Origin of the sequence: Bacteroides sp. HF-162 (genome assembly GCF_015679285.1) — a bacterium.
Lineage (GTDB): Bacteria > Bacteroidota > Bacteroidia > Bacteroidales > Bacteroidaceae > Bacteroides > Bacteroides uniformis.
In genome coordinates this window covers 3158256-3178128 of record NZ_CP064937.1, presented here as the reverse complement: position 1 = coordinate 3178128, position 19873 = coordinate 3158256, and the positions used below count along the sequence as shown (strand labels likewise).

At 47.7% G+C, this 19873-nt stretch carries 15 protein-coding genes and 1 riboswitch; of the genes, 7 read left to right on the top strand and 8 right to left on the bottom strand.

From position 1 onward, the window contains the following. Positions 1-12 precede the first annotated feature (12 nt). Both ileS and ITJ87_RS18785 read right to left on the bottom strand, forming a co-directional pair. The gene (ileS, locus tag ITJ87_RS13260) at positions 13-3501 is read right to left on the bottom strand and encodes an isoleucine--tRNA ligase (protein WP_117964611.1); all 3489 of its coding nucleotides are present in this window, start codon (positions 3499-3501) and stop codon (positions 13-15) included. Between the two features lie 465 nt (positions 3502-3966). Then, positions 3967-4167, bottom strand: coding sequence for a hypothetical protein (locus tag ITJ87_RS18785; RefSeq protein WP_226791171.1), 201 nt, complete (start codon positions 4165-4167; stop codon positions 3967-3969). Between the two features lie 141 nt (positions 4168-4308). On the opposite strand from ITJ87_RS18785, the gene ITJ87_RS18780 reads away from it, so the two are divergent. Continuing rightward, entirely contained in the window at positions 4309-4563 is a 255-nt protein-coding gene (locus ITJ87_RS18780; protein ID WP_226791169.1) for a hypothetical protein, read from the top strand. A 281-nt stretch (positions 4564-4844) separates the two neighbouring features. On the opposite strand, the gene ITJ87_RS13250 is transcribed toward ITJ87_RS18780, so the two are convergent. The 6 genes from ITJ87_RS13250 to ITJ87_RS13225 form a co-directional block, all read right to left on the bottom strand. After that, positions 4845-6377, bottom strand: coding sequence for a carbon-nitrogen hydrolase family protein (locus ITJ87_RS13250; protein WP_117599617.1), 1533 nt, complete (start codon positions 6375-6377; stop codon positions 4845-4847). A 198-nt stretch (positions 6378-6575) separates the two neighbouring features. Next, the gene (locus ITJ87_RS13245) at positions 6576-8237 is read right to left on the bottom strand and encodes an IS1182 family transposase (protein ID WP_117966474.1); all 1662 of its coding nucleotides are present in this window, start codon (positions 8235-8237) and stop codon (positions 6576-6578) included. 152 nt (positions 8238-8389) lie between these two features. Further along, positions 8390-9877: a D-xylose transporter XylE gene (xylE, locus tag ITJ87_RS13240; RefSeq protein WP_117599616.1), complete on the bottom strand. Its 1488-nt coding sequence runs from the start codon at positions 9875-9877 to the stop codon at positions 8390-8392. Between the two features lie 114 nt (positions 9878-9991). Continuing rightward, positions 9992-11308, bottom strand: coding sequence for a xylose isomerase (xylA, locus tag ITJ87_RS13235; protein ID WP_117599615.1), 1317 nt, complete (start codon positions 11306-11308; stop codon positions 9992-9994). Between the two features lie 90 nt (positions 11309-11398). Further along, positions 11399-12886 (bottom strand): xylulokinase, encoded by a 1488-nt coding sequence (locus tag ITJ87_RS13230; protein WP_117966472.1) that lies wholly within the window; start codon positions 12884-12886, stop codon positions 11399-11401. A gap of 49 nt (positions 12887-12935) precedes the next feature. Then, positions 12936-13667: an NUDIX domain-containing protein gene (locus tag ITJ87_RS13225; RefSeq protein ID WP_117599613.1), complete on the bottom strand. Its 732-nt coding sequence runs from the start codon at positions 13665-13667 to the stop codon at positions 12936-12938. Between the two features lie 397 nt (positions 13668-14064). On the opposite strand from ITJ87_RS13225, the gene fabD reads away from it, so the two are divergent. From fabD to thiH, 6 genes are all read left to right on the top strand, one after another. Then, positions 14065-14952, top strand: coding sequence for an ACP S-malonyltransferase (gene fabD, locus ITJ87_RS13220; protein ID WP_117599612.1), 888 nt, complete (start codon positions 14065-14067; stop codon positions 14950-14952). Between the two features lie 208 nt (positions 14953-15160). After that, a riboswitch (TPP riboswitch) is annotated at positions 15161-15251 on the top strand. 69 nt (positions 15252-15320) lie between these two features. Further along, a complete protein-coding gene (gene thiS, locus ITJ87_RS13215; protein WP_117599738.1) occupies positions 15321-15518 on the top strand; it encodes a sulfur carrier protein ThiS in 198 nt (65 codons plus the stop codon). A gap of 5 nt (positions 15519-15523) precedes the next feature. Continuing rightward, the gene (locus ITJ87_RS13210) at positions 15524-16207 is read left to right on the top strand and encodes a thiamine phosphate synthase (RefSeq protein ID WP_117599611.1); all 684 of its coding nucleotides are present in this window, start codon (positions 15524-15526) and stop codon (positions 16205-16207) included. A gap of 10 nt (positions 16208-16217) precedes the next feature. Further along, positions 16218-16994, top strand: coding sequence for a thiazole synthase (locus ITJ87_RS13205; protein ID WP_117599610.1), 777 nt, complete (start codon positions 16218-16220; stop codon positions 16992-16994). A gap of 13 nt (positions 16995-17007) precedes the next feature. Beyond that, positions 17008-18690, top strand: coding sequence for a phosphomethylpyrimidine synthase ThiC (thiC, locus tag ITJ87_RS13200; protein ID WP_117599609.1), 1683 nt, complete (start codon positions 17008-17010; stop codon positions 18688-18690). A 20-nt stretch (positions 18691-18710) separates the two neighbouring features. Then, positions 18711-19844, top strand: coding sequence for a 2-iminoacetate synthase ThiH (thiH, locus tag ITJ87_RS13195; protein WP_117599608.1), 1134 nt, complete (start codon positions 18711-18713; stop codon positions 19842-19844). Positions 19845-19873: the final 29 nt, after the last annotated feature.

The following is a 19873-nucleotide window of genomic DNA, read 5'->3' as shown; positions in this document are numbered from 1 at the left end:
GTTAGTATTTAATTATTCTTTCACTACGCTCACGTACAGCGAGAAATCGTCGAAGTTTAGTTCTGCACCATTTTCTACGTTGTCTGTCAGCGTCAGTGAAGTTCCTAAAACTTGGTTACAAATATAGTCTTTATATTCGTTTACTGCATCATCTGTTTGAGGATTTTTTGATAATGTAATCTTTATTTTATCGGTTATCTCAAAACCGCTTGACTTGCGGATATTCTGAATACGGTTCACCAACTCGCGCGCAACACCTTCACGACGCAACTCTTCGGTTACGGTAACTTCCAAAGCTACGGTTAGTTTACCTTCGTTGGCAACCAGCCAGCCCGGGATGTCCTCGCTGAAGATTTCCACATCGGCAGTTTCAATCACAGCTTCCGTACCGTTCAGGACGAACGTATAGGAACCGTTCTTCTCCAGTTCAGCGATAGCCTCCTGAGACATTCCGGCCACGGCAGCAGCCACAGCTTTCATCTGTTTTCCGAATTTCGGTCCCAACTTCTTGAAGTCGCATTTCACTTTTTTTACCAGTACACCGGCAGCACCGTCCACAAACTTGATTTCTTTCACATTCACCTCGTTCATGATAAGTGCTTTCACAGCCTCGATGTGTGCACGCTGTTCTTCATCCACTACCGGTATCATGATGCACTGAAGCGGTTGGCGGACTTTGATGTTCACCTTGCGGCGCAGTGCCAATACCATAGAAGTGACGTCTTGTGCCATCTGCATGCGGGTTTCCAATTCCTTGTCTATCATTTCCTCCTTATATTCGGGGAACTTGGCAAGGTGTACGGAAACCACGTTGTCGCGTCCCGTAGCTGCAATCAGGTCTGTGTACAGCATGTCGGCATAGAACGGAGCAATGGGCGCCATCAGCTTGGCTACAGTTTCCAAGCAGGTATAGAGTGTCTGGAATGCAGAGAGCTTGTCCTGCGTCATACCGCCACCCCAGAAGCGTTTACGGTTCAGACGAACGTACCAATTGGAGAGATTGTCGTTCACAAACTCAGAAATGAGACGTCCTGCTTTCGTGGGCTCGTATTCATTGTAGCAGGTATCCACGTTCTTCACCAGCGTATTCAGTACGGAGAGAATCCAACGGTCTATCTCAGGGCGTTCTGCCATGGGCACGTCGGCTTCCTTGTATTCAAATTCGTCTACATTGGCATAGAGGGCGAAGAATGAATAGGTGTTATAGAGTGTTCCGAAGAACTTGCGGCGCACCTCTTCCACTCCATCCACGTCGAACTTAAGATTGTCCCACGGAGAAGAGTTGGTGATCATGTACCAGCGCAACGGGTCGGAACCGTATTTCTCGATGGTCGAGAAGGGGTCTACGGCATTGCCCAGACGCTTGGACATCTTGTTTCCGTTCTTGTCGAGCACCAGACCGTTGGAGATAACAGCCTTATAAGCGGTGCTGTCGAACACCATCGTGGCGATGGCGTGCAGCGTGAAGAACCAGCCGCGTGTCTGGTCCACTCCTTCGGCGATGAAATCGGCAGGATATACCTGATGGCTGTCCAGCAGTTCCTTGTTTTCGAACGGATAGTGTATCTGTGCATAAGGCATGGCACCGGAGTCAAACCATACGTCAATCAAGTCCGTTTCACGTTTCATCGGCTTGCCGTCTTTGGAAACAAGGATGACATCGTCTACGTAAGGACGGTGCAAGTCTATCTTGTCGTAATTCTCTTCGGTATATATACCCGGCTGGAAGCCTTTGTCCTTGTAGGGGTTGGACTGCATCAGACCGGCAGCTACGGATTTCTCTATTTCGTTGTAAAGTTCTTCTACAGACTCGATACATTTTTCCTCGCTATTGTCCTCTGTACGCCAGATAGGCAGCGGAGTGCCCCAGTAGCGTGAACGGCTGAGATTCCAGTCATTCAGGTTTTCCAGCCACTTACCGAAACGTCCCGTACCGGTGCTTTCCGGCTTCCAGTTGATGGTCTTGTTCAACTCTATCATACGTTCCTTACAAGCAGTGCTGCGGATAAACCAGCTATCCAGCGGATAGTACAATACGGGTTTGTCCGTACGCCAGCAGTGCGGATAGTTGTGTACATGCTTTTCTATCTTGAATGCCTGATGAGCGGCTTTCATCATCATGCAGATTTCGATATCCAATGATTCGGCAGCTTGCGCAGCCTGCTCATTATACTTGCCGTCTACGGTGAATTGAGGGTCATAAGCATTCTTTACCCACTTGCCCTGATACTCCTTATACAAGTCCACGTTGACACATGCCTTTACGAAATCCTCATCCAGTTCATCTATCAAATAGAACTTACCGGTGAGATCCACCATCGGGCGAGTTTCACCTTTCTTGTTTATCATGAACAGGGAAGGTATGCCTGCAGCACGGGCCACAAAGGCATCGTCCGCACCAAAGGTCGGGGCGATGTGTACGATACCCGTACCGTCTTCGGTCGTTACATAATCACCCGCGATTACACGGAAACCTTTATCGCTGGCAGTCAAACTGCCGTCTTCGGCCACATCTATCGGCTTTACCCACGGGATGAGTTGCTCGTACTCCATACCTACCAAGTCCGGTCCCTTGTATTCACCTACAATCTTGAAAGGTATCAGCTTGTCTCCCGGTTTATAATCCTCTAATGCAATGCCTTCCGCTTTTTTATTGAAGTGTGCATAGAGCAATGCTTTTGCCAGAACGACGGTCATCTTCTCGCCACTATAGCTGTTGTAGGTCTGCACGGCTACATAGTCAATCTTAGGCCCTACACAGAGTGCGGTATTGCTGGGCAATGTCCACGGAGTGGTAGTCCATGCCAGGAAGTAAGGAGTCCCCCACTCTGCCATTTCCGGCTTCGGGTTCTTTATCTTGAACTGCCCCACTACGGTCGTATCTTTTACGTCACGATAGCATCCGGGCTGGTTCAGCTCGTGCGAACTGAGTCCTGTACCGGCAGCGGGAGAATACGGTTGTATGGTATATCCTTTATAAAGCAGTCCTTTCTTGTAGAGTTGCTTCAACAGCCACCACAACGTTTCGATGTAGCGGTTGTCGTAAGTTATATAGGGGTTCTTCATGTCCACCCAGTAGCCCATCTTGTGCGTCAGGTCTTCCCACTCTTTGGTGAACTTCATGACGTCCTTGCGGCAGGCAGCATTGTATTCTGCCACAGAAATAGTCCTGCCAATATCCTCTTTCGTAATGCCAAGCGCCTTTTCCACACCCAGTTCCACGGGTAATCCATGAGTATCCCATCCGGCCTTACGCTTTACCTGAAATCCCTTCATCGTTTTGTAACGGCAGAAAATGTCCTTAATGGAGCGAGCCATTACGTGGTGAATACCCGGCATACCATTGGCCGAAGGAGGTCCTTCGAAAAACACGAAAGAAGGACAACCTTCACGTTCTGTCATACTCTTGGCGAAAACCTGGTTTTCGTCCCATTTCTCCAACACTTTTCCGTTCACTTCGGAAAGGTCAAGCTTCGAATATTCGGCAAACTTCTTACCCATCTTGATATTTACTATTTGACAATTTACGATTGAAGAATACTCTTGACCAGCATGTTTTTTGGTACATCAAAAGCCATCTTCTTTATTTTAAGAGTGCAAATTTACAAAAAACTTAGATACAAGAGACTTTTTAGGTAGAAAAAGCTGGCTTAGTGCGATAAAATGTTTTATTTGGCGTCAGTTCAATGGATGTGTGGAAGTAATATCCGCTTGATGTGACCTTTCTAAGAAAAGCACTAAAACCCACGGGGTTCTAAGCAAAAAACGGCAAAACGTAAATTTAGTTCAAACAAGCGACCTGAAAACTACAAATAAGAGGGCTATTTTGCTGAGTTCAACAAACGGTATGTAGAATTCTGCGAATGTCATTGCTGCAATCAGCAATAAGCGTGCAAAACAGCATGGGAAAGAATAATAAAATATCACATTGAAAAAAATAATAGCAGCATCATCTGCGAATAGACTTCAACTGCCGCTGATGTAACTATAATTCAAGATAGAATAATTAAGGAAATGATTCACCACTCCGAAACAATCCAATGTCTCATCGAAAGAGAGAAAGTAATACATCAGGTTTTCGGGTTCTTTCTTTTGGGGCAGGATTTCGTCCACATAGGCAAGAAAGGCGTTTTTTGATGCTGTAATTGCATGGCGGATTTTGAGCATTCAGGCTTCACATCTCCGGTCAGTCCCCCATCACTATAATATTGGCGGCGCTCTTTATAGACTTGGGCGGCTGCCTCATTGATTTATGGTGTAGGCAGGCTTCAGCTATTCTTCCTTGCTCTTCTTCTGCTGCATAGTGGCGTGGAAGGCAAAATAGAGGATGAAGTCTACGAAGTAATAGCGGACACGTTCATAAGTGACAGAATTGACCTTTATGTCAGTTTTCAGGAAGCCCAGGATGGAGAATTGCCTGATGATGACTTCCTGCCGGGTGCGGAGAATACGGGTTTCCTCCTTTACACGCGCCTAGGAGTAATGGAAAGGCTTATATTAAAAGCAATCTGTTTCACCGTATGCCAGTCGGACAGAATCAGTTCACCGGAGGCCAGACGGTAGTTAAGTAATCGCAGCACATTGATGCAAAGAGGTATTTCGGAAGCGGAGAAAGCTTTTTTGACCATTGTTTCAGTTTTTAGAGTAAAAGTTGTGTAAAGACACGAATAAACTATGGAATTACTATCCGAAATGCCACACTTCAGTAACTTAAATGCCACATTTTATCATCCGGAATGCCATAGGTTTCGGACTACGAAATGTGGCACTTGAGGCGGTAAAGTGTGGCATTTAAGTTACTGAAGTGTGGCATCGGGTACGATGAAAAACCCGGCGTGGAAAGGTTATTTTTTCATCTTCACCTCGTACAAATCGCCTCTCCGGTCTTTCAAGTTACGTACACTGCCGTAGGTATGCAGCTCGTTCAGCAAATCCAGATCCACATCCGATACAAGAATCATTTCGGTATTCGGAGTGGCTTCCGCACGCTTGCCGTCTGTGGGGAAAGCAAAATCGCAGGGAGTGAATACACCGGACTGGGCATACTGAATGTCCATGTTGTGCACACGGGGAAGATTACCTACACTGCCGGCTATCACGACGAAGCACTCGTTTTCGATGGCACGGGCATGGGCGCATACCTTTACGCGGCTGTAAGCATTCTGTGTATCGGTAAGGAAAGGCACAAAGAGTATCTGCATGCCTTGGTCCGCCATGATGCGGCTCAGTTCGGGGAACTCGACATCGTAGCATATCAGCACGCCTATCTTCGCACAGTCCGTGTCGAACGTCTGGATGGACTTGCCTCCACTCAATCCCCAAGACTTTATTTCGTCGGGAGTGACGTGTATCTTCTCATACATTTCATAGCTTCCGTCACGCCGGCAGAGGAATCCTACGTTGTATAGCAATCCGTCCTCCTTGATAAGCGGCATACTGCCCGTAATGATATTGATGTTATAACTGATAGCGAGCTTGACGAAACGCTCCCTGATTTCCTCGGTATAGGCCGCCAGTCCACGGATGGCCTGCGATTCGCCCTCATTGTTGAATTTTGCCATCAGCGGTGCATTGAAGTATTCGGGGAAAAGGACAAAGTCACTCTTATAGTCGCTCACGGCATCCACAAAGAACTCCACTTGTTCAAAGAGGTCATCCAGTGTCTTGTAGGTACGCATCTGCCATTGCACCAAGCCGACACGGACGGTAGTTTTGGGGCTTACATAGTCTTGTGTGGGAGCCTGATAGTAGATATTGTCCCATTGCAGCAGGCAGGCATAGTGCTTGGACTCCTCATCATTGGGAAGATAGTTGCGCATCACCTTGCGCACGTGGAAGTCGTTGGAGAGCTGAAAGGTCAGCACCGGGTCGAAGATTTCCTTTTGCTTCACCTTGTCTATGTACTCCTTAGGACGGAGTTGGTCAGCATATTTATAGTAGTTGGGGATACGTCCGCCAAACATGATTGCCTTCAAGTTCAATGTTTCGCAAAGTTCCTTGCGGTATTCATACATGCGGCGTGCCAGACGCAGGCCGCGGTATTGGGGATGAATAAAGACTTCGATGCCATAAAGGATGTTACCCTTCGGATTGTGGGTATTGAAAGTCTCCTTGCCCGTAACCTGAGCGTAGGTGTGGTCGTTCTTCACATCATCGTAGTTCACTATGATGGAAAGTGCACAGCCCACGATTTTCTCGTCAACCACCGTCACAATCTGCCCCTCGGGAAAGATTCGTATCAGCTTTTCTATTTGTTTGTGTGTCCAGAACACATCGCTTCCGTCTGAATAAACACGCGTAAACGATTGTGCCAACTGGTCATAATCTTCAATCTGCAGATTGCGTATCTGTACCTTATTGATTTTCATTGAATCCATAACTTTCTTGCTATTCCTGATTAAAAACAGTGCAAAGGTACAGTTTATCTTTACATGTTATCTTTCCTTTTGAAGATTTTTCTTTCTCATCTTGGACAGATAAGAGAGAATATATGGGATGATAACAAGAAGAGAGGTTGTGTCAAAACGTTGGCACAACCTCTTTTATATTTTAAGTTCTGCTATATTTTCTTTTGGCTATGCTACTTTTTCCTCATGCATTTGGCAGCAAGTTGCTATATTCCAATTATATCGGGTTATAAATAGTCCCATAAACAAATATTTGGCAACTGTAATGAGCCCCTTTCCTTCTTTTATCAGTTTAGCGCACATTTTTTTGATATTAAAGGCTATAGCAAAGAAAGCAAAGTCCATTGTAACCTTGTCTTCTCCCACATGCCGGAATCTTCTGTATGCCATGTTGTATTTCATTTGTCCAAACACAGCTTCTGGTTCTATACACCTCCTGCCTCTATGCTTGATACCTTCTTCTGAGAGCAACCTTTCCCGTGCCTGCCGTTTGTATTGATTTAATCGGTGGTTGACTTCTATAATACGGTTCCCCCGAGCTTTAAAACAACTGCCACGCAAAGGGCAACCTTCGCATCTTTTTGCTTTATACCGGGCACTTTCGGTGATGTATCCGCTCGCTGTCTTGTCACGTTTGGTTCCTATACGGTTCATGTGCTGTCCCATAGGACAAAAGTAATAATCCTCTTGGGCATTGTAATGGAGACTTTCGGCATGGAACGGGTTGGGAGTATAACGGGGACGCTGTTCTTTATGGAAGTAATTGTACTTGATGAAGGTTTCTATCCCATTCTCCTGCATGAACCGGTAATTTTCTTCCGAACCGTAACCGGAGTCTGCCACGCAGATATTCGGTAAACGGTTATAGCGGTACTGGAAAGAGTGGAAAAAAGGTATGAGGGTCAGTGTATCGGTAGGGTTGGGAAACAGACGGAAGTCTGTGATAAATTGGTTTTCAGTACCTATTTGCAGATTATATCCGGGTTTGGTCTGCCCGTTCTTCATGGCATCTTCTTTCATGCGCATGAATGTGGCACCAGGATCGGTCTTGGAATAGGAGTTACGTTCTCCAAGGGTATCAAGGTGATTGTCATATTCTATCAGCTTGTCACGATACCCTTCAAGTTCCCTGACCTGCTTTTTCTTTTTGCGCAGGGCTTTCTTTTCTTCCTTATCCTTTGTTGCAGGCTGGCGTTCCAGGGCTTCTTTAAGTTCATCCACTATGTCAGAGAGCCTGCAGGAAGTAAACTCCACGGATGTGTCTTTTATAGAGTTCTCCTGTGCAATGGTTTCATCCACCTGCTCCAAGAGAATACGGATTTTATCCATTAGTCTCGTACGGTTCCGTTCGACTGTCTTGCGCCAGACAAAAGTATATTTGTTGGCTTTGGATTCAATCTTGGTGCCGTCAATATACTCCACATCAAGGCTGATGAAACCTTTATCGGCAAGGACAAAAATCAACTGGGTAAATACATTATTTATTTCCTCCTTTACACGGTTACGAAAACGGTTGATCGTGATAAAATCCGGATGCTCATTACCGGCAAGCCAAATATAATGAATGTCACGAAGGAGGTGCTTCTCTATTTTACGGCAAGAATAGATATTATTCATGTAGGCGTAGATTATCACCTTAAGCATCATTTTAGGATGATAAGGACAACGGCCCGTTTCCTTATAAAGCTTCTTGAAACTCTCAAGATTGAGGTTGTCAATAACAGCATTCACGATGCGGACCGGGTCGTTCGCAGCTATGTTTTCATCAATTCTTTGTGGAAAAAGAACGGTTTGGTTGGGAATGTAAGGACGAAAATGTAACTTTGCCATAACGAAAAACTTTATGCCTAAAGATACGAAAACTTTGGGTAATAACAAAGCCCGGGCTTGAGAAAGTCTGGGCTTTGCGCATAAAAAAAGGCTGTGTCAGCATTTTGACACAACCTCTTTCTCATTTTATATGGACAGTTTCAATAACGTTCTTATCTATTATTTTTTCTATTCTTCCACAGTCTGGTCATGTCTTCCAGTGTCTTGCCTTTCGTTTCGGGAACAAGCTTCCAGACAAACAGAGCGGCCACCACACAGATGATTCCGTATAAGCCATAAGCAAACATGTGCCCGAACTTGTCTCCCATATCTCCCAAACTCATATTGTACATAGGTACGAAGGTGGAAGATACAATGAAATTGAATATCCATTGGAAGGCTACGGCAATGGCTACTGCAGCGCCACGGATGGTATTCGGGAAGATTTCAGCAATCAGTACCCAGCAGATGGGGCCCCAGCTGAACATGAACGAAGCACTGTAGACCATGATACTGACAACAGCCAACATGGGAGGAAGCCCTGCCACAACGTTGCAAAGAGCTACTCCGAAAGCACCTATCGCCATACCGATAGATCCCGAGATAAGCAGTGGTTTACGTCCCCATTTCTCGACTGTAAAGACAGCCAGCAACGTGAACAGAATATTGATGATACCCATAATGACGGTCTGCACCATCGGGTTGCCCATTCCCATCGTTTCGAAGATACGCGGTGCGAAATAGAGTACGGCGTTGATACCTACCGCTTGCTGGAATACACTCAGCATGATTCCGATAAAGATAACCATCCAGCCATAAGTGAAAAGCTTTTCCGTCTTTTCCTCTGCCGTGGCTTTGATTTGAGACAGAATAACCTTTGCCTGAGCCAAGCCGTTGATACGGCTTAACACCTGGAGTGCCTTATCATCCTTGCCACTCATGGCAAGATAGCGTGGCGTTTCGGGAACAAACAGTACGAGCAACGCAAAGACTCCTGCAGGAACAGCCTCACTGACAAACATCAGACGCCATCCTATCTCTGTGGTCCATGCTGCCGCTTCGGGATTCAGAATCTGGTTGACTCCTTCAATGGCCTTTATCACCGGATTTGAATTCTCGCCCAAAATAAGGAAATTCACGAAGTAAACCACTAACTGGCCGAAGATAATAGCAAACTGGTTCCATGATACCAGAGTCCCGCGAATGTTGCTCGGCGCAATTTCCGCAATATACATCGGGCAGATGGCGGATGCCAAACCAACGCCGATTCCTCCCAATACACGGTAGAAGTTGAATGCCACGAGCAAGGAATAGGAAGGAACACCATAGTCGAAGAAAAGGAATTCCGGGTAGTAGGAGCCTAATGCCGACAGAAAGAACAAGACGCCGGCTATGAAAAGAGAATTCTTACGTCCCAGATTGGATGCGAAGAATCCCGAAAGAGCACTACCGATGATACATCCGATAAGTGCACTGGAAGAGGTAATGCCGTGAATCGTATCTGTGTAGACAAAATCGGGGGCACCCATAAAGAATGCCTGAAGCCCTTTATCGGCACCGGATATGACTGCTGTATCGTAACCGAAAAGCAATCCTCCAATGACGGCTACCAACACAATAGAGAAGAGGTAGAGTTTACTGCCTTTTTCTGTATAATTCATGATATTAATGATTAATGGTTAATGATTAGCGATTAATGATTAGCGATTAATGATTAATATTGAAACACTTCATGCGCAACCTATTAACCACTAATCACTAAACATTGATCATTATTAGCAGTACATATTCACGATTGCCTCATACAATTCCTGCTTGCCGCTGGTCTGTTTCGGCTCACCGTTGGCTTTTGCGTAAGCTACCAAATCCTCCAGCGTCAGTTTGCCATCTTCAAATTCCTTGCCTTTACCACTGTCGAAGGAAGCATAGCGGTCGGCCAGCATCTTTTTGTAAGGAGACTCTTCAAGCAGTTTGGCTGCACTTTCCAGTGCACGTGCCATCACGTCCATACCGGCGATGTGGGCAATGAAAATGTCTTCCAGGTCGGTGGAGTTACGACGGGTCTTGGCATCGAAGTTTGTACCGCCATTGCCAAAACCTCCGTTACGGATGATTTGCATCATGGCCTGGGTCAGTTCGAAGTTGTCGATGGGGAACTGGTCTGTATCCCAGCCGTTCTGGTAGTCACCACGGTTGGCGTCGATGGAGCCGAGCATACCGTTGTCTACGGCTACTGCGAGTTCGTGCTCGAAGGTGTGACCCGCCAAAGTAGCGTGGTTCACTTCGATGTTCACCTTGAAATCCTTGTCCAGATTGTGAGCCTTCAAGAAGCCGATAACGGTTTCGGTGTCTACATCATACTGGTGTTTGGTAGGTTCCATCGGTTTCGGTTCAATCAGGAAGGTACCTTTGAATCCGCGGGCACGGGCATAGTCGCGGGCGATGGTCAACATCTGTGCGAGGTGCTCTTTCTCACGTTTCTGGTCTGTATTTAGCAAAGACATGTAGCCTTCGCGACCGCCCCAGAATACATAGTTTGAACCTCCCAGCTCGATAGTAGCGTCGATGGCGTTCTTGATTTGAACGGCGGCACGTGCCACTACATCAAAATCGGGGTTAGTGGCTGCGCCATTCATATAGCGAGCATGGCCGAATACGTTGGCGGTACCCCACAACAGCTTGATGCCGGTTTCAGCTTGTTTCTGCTTGGCATACGCTACGATTTCCTTCAGGTTGGCTTCGTATTCTTCAATGGTCTCGGCTTCTTCGCAAAGGTCTACATCGTGGAAGCAGTAGTATTCGATACCCATTTTCTGCATAAATTCAAAGCCGGCGTCCATTTTGTTCTTGGCAGCCTGAACCTTGTCAGCCTCACCGTTCCAGGGGAATTTCTTTGTTCCGCCACCGAACTGGTCGCCGCCTTCTGCGCAAAGAGTGTGCCACCATGCCATGGCGAACTTCAGCCATTCACTCATTTTCTTGCCCATGATTACTTTATCGGCATCGTAGTAACGGAATGCCATCGGGTTCTTGCTCTCTTTACCTTCGAATTTAATCTTTCCTATTCCGGGAAAATACTCTTTTGTTGCCATAATCTTAATTTTGTTTTAAAGGATTAATTATTTGATTTAAATAAGTTGCAAAAATTTGTTCATATCAAGATGCCATGAATCAATCATACATTATCTCATTGCTTCTTCCAGACAGTGTTTCCAGCGCGCATATGCGTCGGCATAAGCCTGGCGGTCTGCCACTTTCGGCTCTATCACCTCGAGCTTCTCAAGCGTGGCAAATGCTTCGTTGTTGTCCTTGTATATGCCCGCACCGATTCCGGCGCCTTTGGCGGCACCTACAGAGCCGTCGGTATCATACAGTTCGATGACAGCTCCCGTCACACCGGCCAATGTCTCGCGGAACAGCGGGCTGAGGAACATATTAGCCTTGCCGGCATGAATTTTCTGCACGGGAATGCCCATTTGTTCCATGATGTCGATTCCATATTTGAAGGAGAAAACGATGCCTTCCTGCGCTGCACGGACGATATGCTGCTTGCCGTGCTGGTTGAAGTTGATGCCATGAATGGAGCAGCCTATTTCCTTGTTCTCCAGCATACGCTCCGCACCGTTCCCAAAGGGCAGGATGCTGATGCCGGCACTGCCGATGGGAGCTTGTGCTGCCAGCAGATTCATATCGCTGTAGGAGATGCCTTCGGGAGCAACGGTACGTTTTACCCATGAATTGAGGATGCCCGTACCATTGATGCACAGCAGAACACCCAGACGGGTTTGCCCGGCAGTATGGTTGACGTGTGCAAAGGTGTTGACACGTGACTTGGGGTCGTAGTTCACCTCACCGTTCACGCCGTATACCACGCCGGATGTTCCGGCGGTGGAAGCTATTTCACCCGGATTGAATACATTCAGGGAAAGGGCATTGTTGGGCTGGTCGCCAGCACGGTAAGTGATAGGCGTACCTTCTTTCAGACCCAGCTCTGCGGCTGCAGCAGCATTGACGCGTCCCTGCTCGGAGAAAGTCGGTTTGATGTCGGCAATCAGAGAGGAGTCGAATCCATAATACTCCATCAGAAAATCAGCAACCCGGTTGTTCTTGAAATCCCAGAACATCCCTTCGGACAAACCGGACACCGTGGTACAGATGGTACCGCTCAACTTCATGGCGATATAGTCGCCCGGCAGCATTATCTTATGAATCTTTTCGTAAACGGAAGGCTCATTCTCCTTAATCCAAGCCAGTTTGGAGGCCGTGAAGTTGCCCGGAGAATTCAGCAGATGTGAAAGGCAAGTCTCCTCTCCCAATGTTTCGAAAGCCTTTTGTCCGTAGGGCACGGCTCTGGAGTCGCACCAGATAATGGCAGGACGCAACACCTGCTGGTTTTTATCTACACATACCAAGCCATGCATCTGATAAGAGATACCAATCGCCTTGATGTCTTCTGCGTTTACTCCGGATTCTGCCAATACAGCTTGTGTGGCCGGTTTCAAATTTTCCCACCAATTTCCGGGGTCTTGCTCTGCCCAGCCGGGCTTCACTGCGATAATTTCCGCTTCAGTCTTGGGGAAGAAGGCAGACGATACACATTTGCCGCTTTCCGCATTTACCAGACTCGCTTTTACAGACGAGCTGCCGATGTCATAACCTAATAAATACATTTCTATCAATATTAAAGAATGAAAGTGATATGAAGAATTCAAAATCCGGCTACCGTCGGATTTTATTGTATATCTTTTTGTCAAAACGGTAGTAACGTGCCGCCCGGTGGGCCACGCCTTGCTGTTTTTCTTCCAGAGGAACGACATATTCCATCAGGGCTATCTTTTTATGGAAATTGCGTACGTCGTACTGCTTGTCATACACCAGCTCGTACAAAGTGCGAAGCTGGGATGCGGTGAACTTACGCGGCAATAAGTCGAACAGTGAAGACGGATTGAACTCGACGTACTGGCGGACATAGGTAATGGCTTCCTTGATAATCAGGTTGTGGTCGAATGCCAGAGCCTTTATATCCGGCATGGCTACCCAACTGGCTTGATAATCGTCCAAATCACGGTTCAATGCGCGGTCTATCTTCACCAGGGAAAGATAGGCTATGGTGACAATACGTTCCACCCTGGACTGCATGGCACGTTCCAGCCAATGCACATCTTTGGGGTCCTTCGTACGGTTTTTTGAACCGAATGCCTTAAATTGCATCAGATTGACGTTCTTCAGGCCCGTTAATTCATTCAACACCCGTTTGGCAGCTTCATCTAAGTCCTCATCCATATAAATCAGACTTCCGGGAAGCTTCATATCATGAAAGATTTCTCCTTCTTCCTCTCCTGCACGCTTAATCAGCAGAACCTTTAGCTGTTCTCCGTCAAAACCAATCACTACACAGTCCACAGAGATATGATTGTTTGCCAACGGCGTTTTTTGTTCTATGTTTTGCATAATATATCTCGTTAAGCGCTGCAAATATAAATAGGTTTTTCTAATTTGCAACAAAGGAAAAGAATATTTTTACAATGTTATAAAGCATTATTTTTCAACCGAATACATATCTTACTTTATACAATATCATTTTCAGTTGTTATCGTATGGAATACAATATGTAATTTACAAGAATACACAAGAGGTCTAATTGTAGGAAGTACAATAAGGAGGAAGTGTTTCATTTATAAGTATTTCAGTATCCGGATATCACAGAAGACCCAAGCATACATATTGTATTTTAGCTTCCTCCTTAAAGTAAGGGTATTGCACAAAAAACATCCGTTTGTGCGGTGAATATCAGAAAAACCTCTACCTTTGCAGCACTTTTTATTTAAACACTAAAAAACGAGTAAATATGAAAGCATTTGTATTTCCGGGTCAAGGTGCCCAATTCGTTGGCATGGGAAAGGACCTGTACGAAAATTCGGCATTAGCCAAGGAACTTTTTGAGAAAGCAAATGATATCCTTGGGTATCGTATTACTGATATTATGTTCAACGGTACAGATGAAGACCTGCGCCAGACTAAAGTTACCCAACCTGCCGTATTCCTTCATTCCGTTATTTCCGCCCTCTGCATGGGCGATGACTTTAAGCCGGAGATGACCGCCGGTCACTCACTGGGCGAGTTCTCCGCTTTGGTTGCTGCCGGTGCACTGAGCTTTGAAGATGGTCTGAAACTGGTGTATGCCCGTGCCATGGCTATGCAAAAGGCTTGCGAAGCACAGCCCTCCACTATGGCAGCCATAATTGCCCTGCCGGATGAAAAGGTTGAGGAAATCTGCGCCCAGGTAAGTGCCGAAGGTGAAGTTTGCGTGGCAGCCAACTATAATTGCCCGGGACAGATTGTAATTTCCGGTTCCATAGAAGGTATCAACAAGGCTTGCGAACTGATGAAGGCTGCAGGTGCCAAGCGCGCCTTACCGTTGAAGGTAGGCGGTGCATTCCACTCTCCATTGATGGACCCTGCCAAAGTGGAACTGGAAGCAGCCATCAATGCAACAGAAATCCATGCTCCGAAGTGCCCCGTATATCAGAATGTAGACGCTATGCCTCATACTGACCCGGCAGAAATCAAGAAGAATCTGGTGGCTCAGCTGACAGCATCGGTACGTTGGACGCAAACAGTGAAGAACATGGTTGCCGATGGTGCTACGGACTTCACAGAGTGCGGTCCTGGTGCAGTGCTGCAAGGTCTTATCAAGAAAATTGCACCGGAAGCAACGGCTCACGGGATTGCATAATTCTTTGTGTATAGTATATCTTCAAGGCTGTCTTTCTTCGGAGAGGCAGCCTTTCTTTTTAAAGAGCTTTACTTTCCTCTTGTAATCTCTTCTCTATCTGCTACGTCTGTATAGGTACGGAGATGGTAAGGAAAAGAAAAGTCAGAGACAGGCAGAAAAAAAGCTTCCTTTTGTTTTTTATTTCCGATTTTCCCTTACCTTTGTTGCCGTAAAGACAAAGGGGTGCCCTGACGGGCTGAGATTATACCCTCGAACCTGATGCAGTTAGTACTGCCGTAGGAATTGGATATTTTTTTCTTCACTAAACTTGCCGTAAAGACGCTTCTTTGTATTTACTTCCATTGTTTTATTTCTTAATGAACAGAAAAATGAAAGTATTGGTCAACAACAAGGAAGTGAAAACCGGCGCCACTACCCTTTCACAACTTATCGAGGAACTTGCCCTACCGGTGCAAGGCATTGCCGTGGCCGTAGACAACCATATTGTATTTCGCACGGAATGGACAAAATGCGCCCTGAGGGAATACATGTCCATCATCATTATCAAAGCGGCTTGCGGAGGGTGAGGAAGATGAAGGACGAGAGGCTGAAAAACGGAGGAATGCAGTTCATCACGCACTATACGGAGCGATATTCGTACCTGGATGCTGCACGCATGGCTCTTGAGGGCGGTTGCCGCTGGGTGCAACTGCGCATGAAAGACACCCCGGTGGAAACGATAGAACCCGTAGCCTTAGAGGTGCAGGCCCTTTGCCGACAATACGGTGCGACCTTCATCATTGACGACCATGTGGAACTGGTAAAGAAGCTGCGTGCCGACGGCGTACATCTTGGAAAGAAAGACATGCCCATAGCCGACGCACGCCGGATTCTGGGCGCGGAGTACATTATAGGCGGTACCGCCAATACTTTTGAGGATGTACAGCAACACTACAAAGCTGGTGCCGACTACATAGGCTGCGGCCCTTTCCGCTACACCACCACCAAGAAGAACCTAAGCCCGATATTAGGATTGGAAGGCTATGCCGCCATCGTCAACCGGATGCGGGAGGAGAACGTATGCCTGCCCATGGTTGCCATCGGAGGAATTACCATTGCAGACATTCCCGCCATTATGCAGACGGGAGTCAGCGGAATTGCCCTATCCGGCACGGTGCTGCATGCCGATAGTCCGGCAGACGAGATGCGGAGAATCATTTCTTTAATAAAGAATGAAGAAGCAGGGGAAAAAGTAAAGAACGAAAAATTAATATAACACTACTGACATGGAAAAATTAGTGATTGCGGGACGTGAGTTCAACTCCCGCCTGTTTTTAGGAACCGGAAAGTTCCATTCCGACGAAGTGATGGAACAATCCATCTTGGCATCCGGCACGGAAATGGTGACGGTGGCAATGAAACGAATTGAACTGGACAATAAGGAAGATGATATGCTGGTGCATATACAACATCCCGGCATTCAGCTTCTGCCCAATACCTCCGGCGTGCGCAATGCCGAAGAAGCTGTTTTTGCCGCACAGATGGCGCGTGAGGCTTTTGGCACGAACTGGCTGAAACTGGAGATACACCCCGACCCCCGCTATCTGTTGCCGGATTCTGTGGAGACGTTGAAAGCCACGGAGGAACTGGTCAAATTGGGCTTCGTAGTACTGCCCTATTGTCAGGCAGACCCCACACTGTGCAAGAGACTGGAAGAGGCAGGTGCCGCCACCGTCATGCCGCTGGGTGCTCCTATCGGCACAAACAAAGGACTGCAGACAAGGGATTTCTTGAGGATAATCATTGAGCAAGCCAATATCCCCGTAGTGGTGGATGCCGGTATCGGTGCCCCGAGCCATGCGGCAGAGGCTATGGAAATGGGCGCGTCGGCTTGCCTGGTGAATACTGCCATTGCAGTGGCGGGCGACCCCGTGGCCATGGCGGTAGCGTTCAAGCAGGCTGTAGAGGCAGGACGCATGGCATACGAAGCAGGTCTGGGCGCACAAACCGATAATTTTGTTGCGGAAGCCAGCTCACCGCTGACGGCTTTTTTGAACCTATAAAACTGACAATGCAATGAAGCAGAAGATAAAATTCCCCCGTTCTGAGAAAGTATATTTGCCGGGTACCTTGTTTCCCGAATTGCGCGTAGCTATGCGCAAAGTGGAACAAGTGCCCAGTACGAACTTCATAGATGGAGAAAAGGTGATTACTCCGAATCCTGAAGTGTATGTGTATGATACCAGCGGACCGTTCAGCGACCCTACCGTCGAAGTGGATTTAAAGAAAGGGCTGCCCCGCCTGCGCGAACCGTGGATACTGAAACGAGGCGATGTGGAGCAGCTTCCCGAAATAACGTCGGAGTACGGACGCATGCGCCGCGACGACAGGTCACTCGATTCTCTGCGCTTTGAGCACATCACCCTGCCCTACCGTGCCCTTCAAGGAAAATGCTGCACACAGATGTACTATGCCAAGCAAGGCATCATCACGCCTGAAATGGAGTATGTAGCGATTCGCGAGAACATGAACTGCGCGGAGCTGGGAATAGAGACACACATCACACCGGAATTTGTACGCCGGGAGATTGCCGCCGGACGTGCCCTGCTTCCTGCCAACATCAACCATCCCGAAGCAGAGCCGATGATTATAGGCCGTAACTTCCTGGTGAAGATAAATACCAATATCGGAAACTCCGCCACCACCTCCGGCATTGAAGAAGAGGTGGAAAAGGCTTTGTGGAGCTGTAAATGGGGAGGCGACACGCTGATGGACCTCTCCACCGGGGAGAATATCCACGAAACGCGCGAATGGATTATCCGTAACTGTCCCGTTCCGGTAGGTACTGTCCCCATCTACCAGGCATTGGAGAAAGTGAACGGCAAGGTGGAGGACCTCACCTGGGAAATCTACCGCGACACCTTGATTGAACAATGCGAGCAGGGAGTGGACTACTTCACCATCCATGCCGGTATACGCCGCCATAATGTGCATCTGGCCGAGAAAAGGCTGTGCGGTATCGTGAGCCGTGGTGGCAGCATCATGAGCAAATGGTGCCTGGTGCACGACCGCGAGAGTTTCCTTTACGAACACTTTGATGACATTTGCGATATTCTGGCACAGTATGATGTGGCCATCTCTTTGGGAGACGGACTGCGTCCGGGGTCTACGCACGATGCCAACGATGAAGCGCAGTTTGCAGAACTCGACACGATGGGCGAGCTTGTGCTGCGTGCTTGGGACAAGAATGTGCAGGCTTTCATCGAAGGTCCCGGCCACGTGCCCATGCACAAGATTAAGGAGAATATGGAGCGCCAGATAGAAAAATGCCACGATGCGCCTTTCTATACGCTCGGCCCCATCGTGACGGACATCGCACCGGGTTACGACCATATTACGTCTGCCATCGGCGCGGCACAGATAGGTTGGCTGGGTACGGCCATGCTCTGTTATGTCACCCCCAAAGAGCATCTGGCGCTGCCCGATAAGGAGGATGTGCGTGTAGGTGTCATCACCTATAAGATAGCCGCCCATGCTGCCGACCTGGCAAAAGGGCATCCCGGAGCACAAGTGCGCGACAATGCACTGAGCAAAGCGCGTTATGAATTCCGCTGGAAAGACCAGTTTGACTTGTCACTCGACCCGGAACGTGCGTTCAGCTATTTCCATGCAGGGAAGCATGTGGATGGGGAGTATTGCACGATGTGCGGACCAAACTTCTGCGCAATGCGGTTGTCGAGAGAATTAAAAAAGAAATAAATGGGAATTGATAGAACACTATGTTTTCAGACGAATTAGAACATATATCCTGGGAGGAAACCACGGCACGCATCCATGCCAAGACAGATGCGGATGTACGCCGTGCCCTCTCCAAAGAACATTGTAATGTAGAGGACTTCATGGCCCTCATCTCACCCGCCGCTGCTCCCTATCTGGAGACGATGGCACGATTGAGCAAGAAATACACCGAGGCACGATTCGGGAAGACCATCTCCATGTTCGTGCCTCTTTACATCACGAATTCCTGCACCAACTCTTGCGTGTATTGCGGTTTCCATATCAGCAACCCCATGCCGCGTACCATACTGACGGAAGAAGAAATCGTGAACGAATACAAGGCCATCAAGAAGCTGGCACCTTTCGAAAATTTGCTGTTGGTGACGGGAGAAAATCCGGCCAAAGCAGGCGTGCCCTACATAGCCCGTGCACTAGACCTGGCAAAACCCTACTTCAGCAATCTGAAAATAGAAGTGATGCCCTTAAAGGCGGAAGAGTATGCAGAGCTGAAAGAGCACGGCATGAACGGTGTGATTTGTTTTCAGGAAACCTATCACAAAGCGAATTACAACATCTACCACCCCCGCGGCATGAAGTCCAAATTTGAATGGCGTGTCAACGGTTTCGACCGTATGGGGCAGGCGGGCGTCCATTCCATCGGCATGGGAGTGCTCATCGGTCTGGAGAAAGAATGGCGGACAGACATCACCATGATGGCTTATCACCTGCGCTATCTCCAGAAGCATTATTGGCAGACGAAATACAGCGTCAACTTCCCCCGTATGCGTCCTTCGGAGAATGGCGGCTTCCAGCCCAATGTTATCATGAGCGACCGCGAACTGGCACAAGTCACTTTTGCCATGCGTATCTTTGACCATGATGTGGACATCTCCTACTCCACCCGCGAGCCTGCCGATATACGCGACCATATGGCAACACTTGGTGTGACAACCATGAGCGCCGAAAGCAAGACCGAGCCGGGAGGATATTACAGCTATCCGCAAACGCTGGAACAGTTTCATGTCAGCGACGAGCGCAAGGCTGTGGAAGTGGACAAAGCGTTGAAACGCCTGGGGCGCGAACCGGTGTGGAAAGATTGGGATGCGAGTTTTGATTTGAAGGCTTTCAAGAGATGAGTGGCCGAATACAGAACCTTAATAATAAT

Bases quoted from the DNA above. Each gene is read 5' to 3' on its own strand.
- ITJ87_RS18785 (WP_226791171.1), bottom strand. From the start codon at position 4,167: ATGCTCAAAATCCGCCATGCAATTACAGCATCAAAAAACGCCTTTCTT.
- ITJ87_RS13230 (WP_117966472.1), bottom strand. From the start codon at position 12,886: ATGTATTTATTAGGTTATGACATCGGCAGCTCGTCTGTAAAAGCGAGT.
- ITJ87_RS13205 (WP_117599610.1), top strand. From the start codon at position 16,218: ATGGAAAAATTAGTGATTGCGGGACGTGAGTTCAACTCCCGCCTGTTT.
- xylE (WP_117599616.1), bottom strand. From the start codon at position 9,877: ATGAATTATACAGAAAAAGGCAGTAAACTCTACCTCTTCTCTATTGTG.
- ileS (WP_117964611.1), bottom strand. From the start codon at position 3,501: ATGGGTAAGAAGTTTGCCGAATATTCGAAGCTTGACCTTTCCGAAGTG.
- ITJ87_RS13250 (WP_117599617.1), bottom strand. From the start codon at position 6,377: ATGGATTCAATGAAAATCAATAAGGTACAGATACGCAATCTGCAGATT.
- fabD (WP_117599612.1), top strand. From the start codon at position 14,065: ATGAAAGCATTTGTATTTCCGGGTCAAGGTGCCCAATTCGTTGGCATG.
- thiS (WP_117599738.1), top strand. From the start codon at position 15,321: ATGAAAGTATTGGTCAACAACAAGGAAGTGAAAACCGGCGCCACTACC.
- ITJ87_RS13245 (WP_117966474.1), bottom strand. From the start codon at position 8,237: ATGGCAAAGTTACATTTTCGTCCTTACATTCCCAACCAAACCGTTCTT.
- ITJ87_RS13210 (WP_117599611.1), top strand. From the start codon at position 15,524: ATGAAGGACGAGAGGCTGAAAAACGGAGGAATGCAGTTCATCACGCAC.
- xylA (WP_117599615.1), bottom strand. From the start codon at position 11,308: ATGGCAACAAAAGAGTATTTTCCCGGAATAGGAAAGATTAAATTCGAA.
- thiC (WP_117599609.1), top strand. From the start codon at position 17,008: ATGAAGCAGAAGATAAAATTCCCCCGTTCTGAGAAAGTATATTTGCCG.
- ITJ87_RS13225 (WP_117599613.1), bottom strand. From the start codon at position 13,667: ATGCAAAACATAGAACAAAAAACGCCGTTGGCAAACAATCATATCTCT.
- thiH (WP_117599608.1), top strand. From the start codon at position 18,711: ATGTTTTCAGACGAATTAGAACATATATCCTGGGAGGAAACCACGGCA.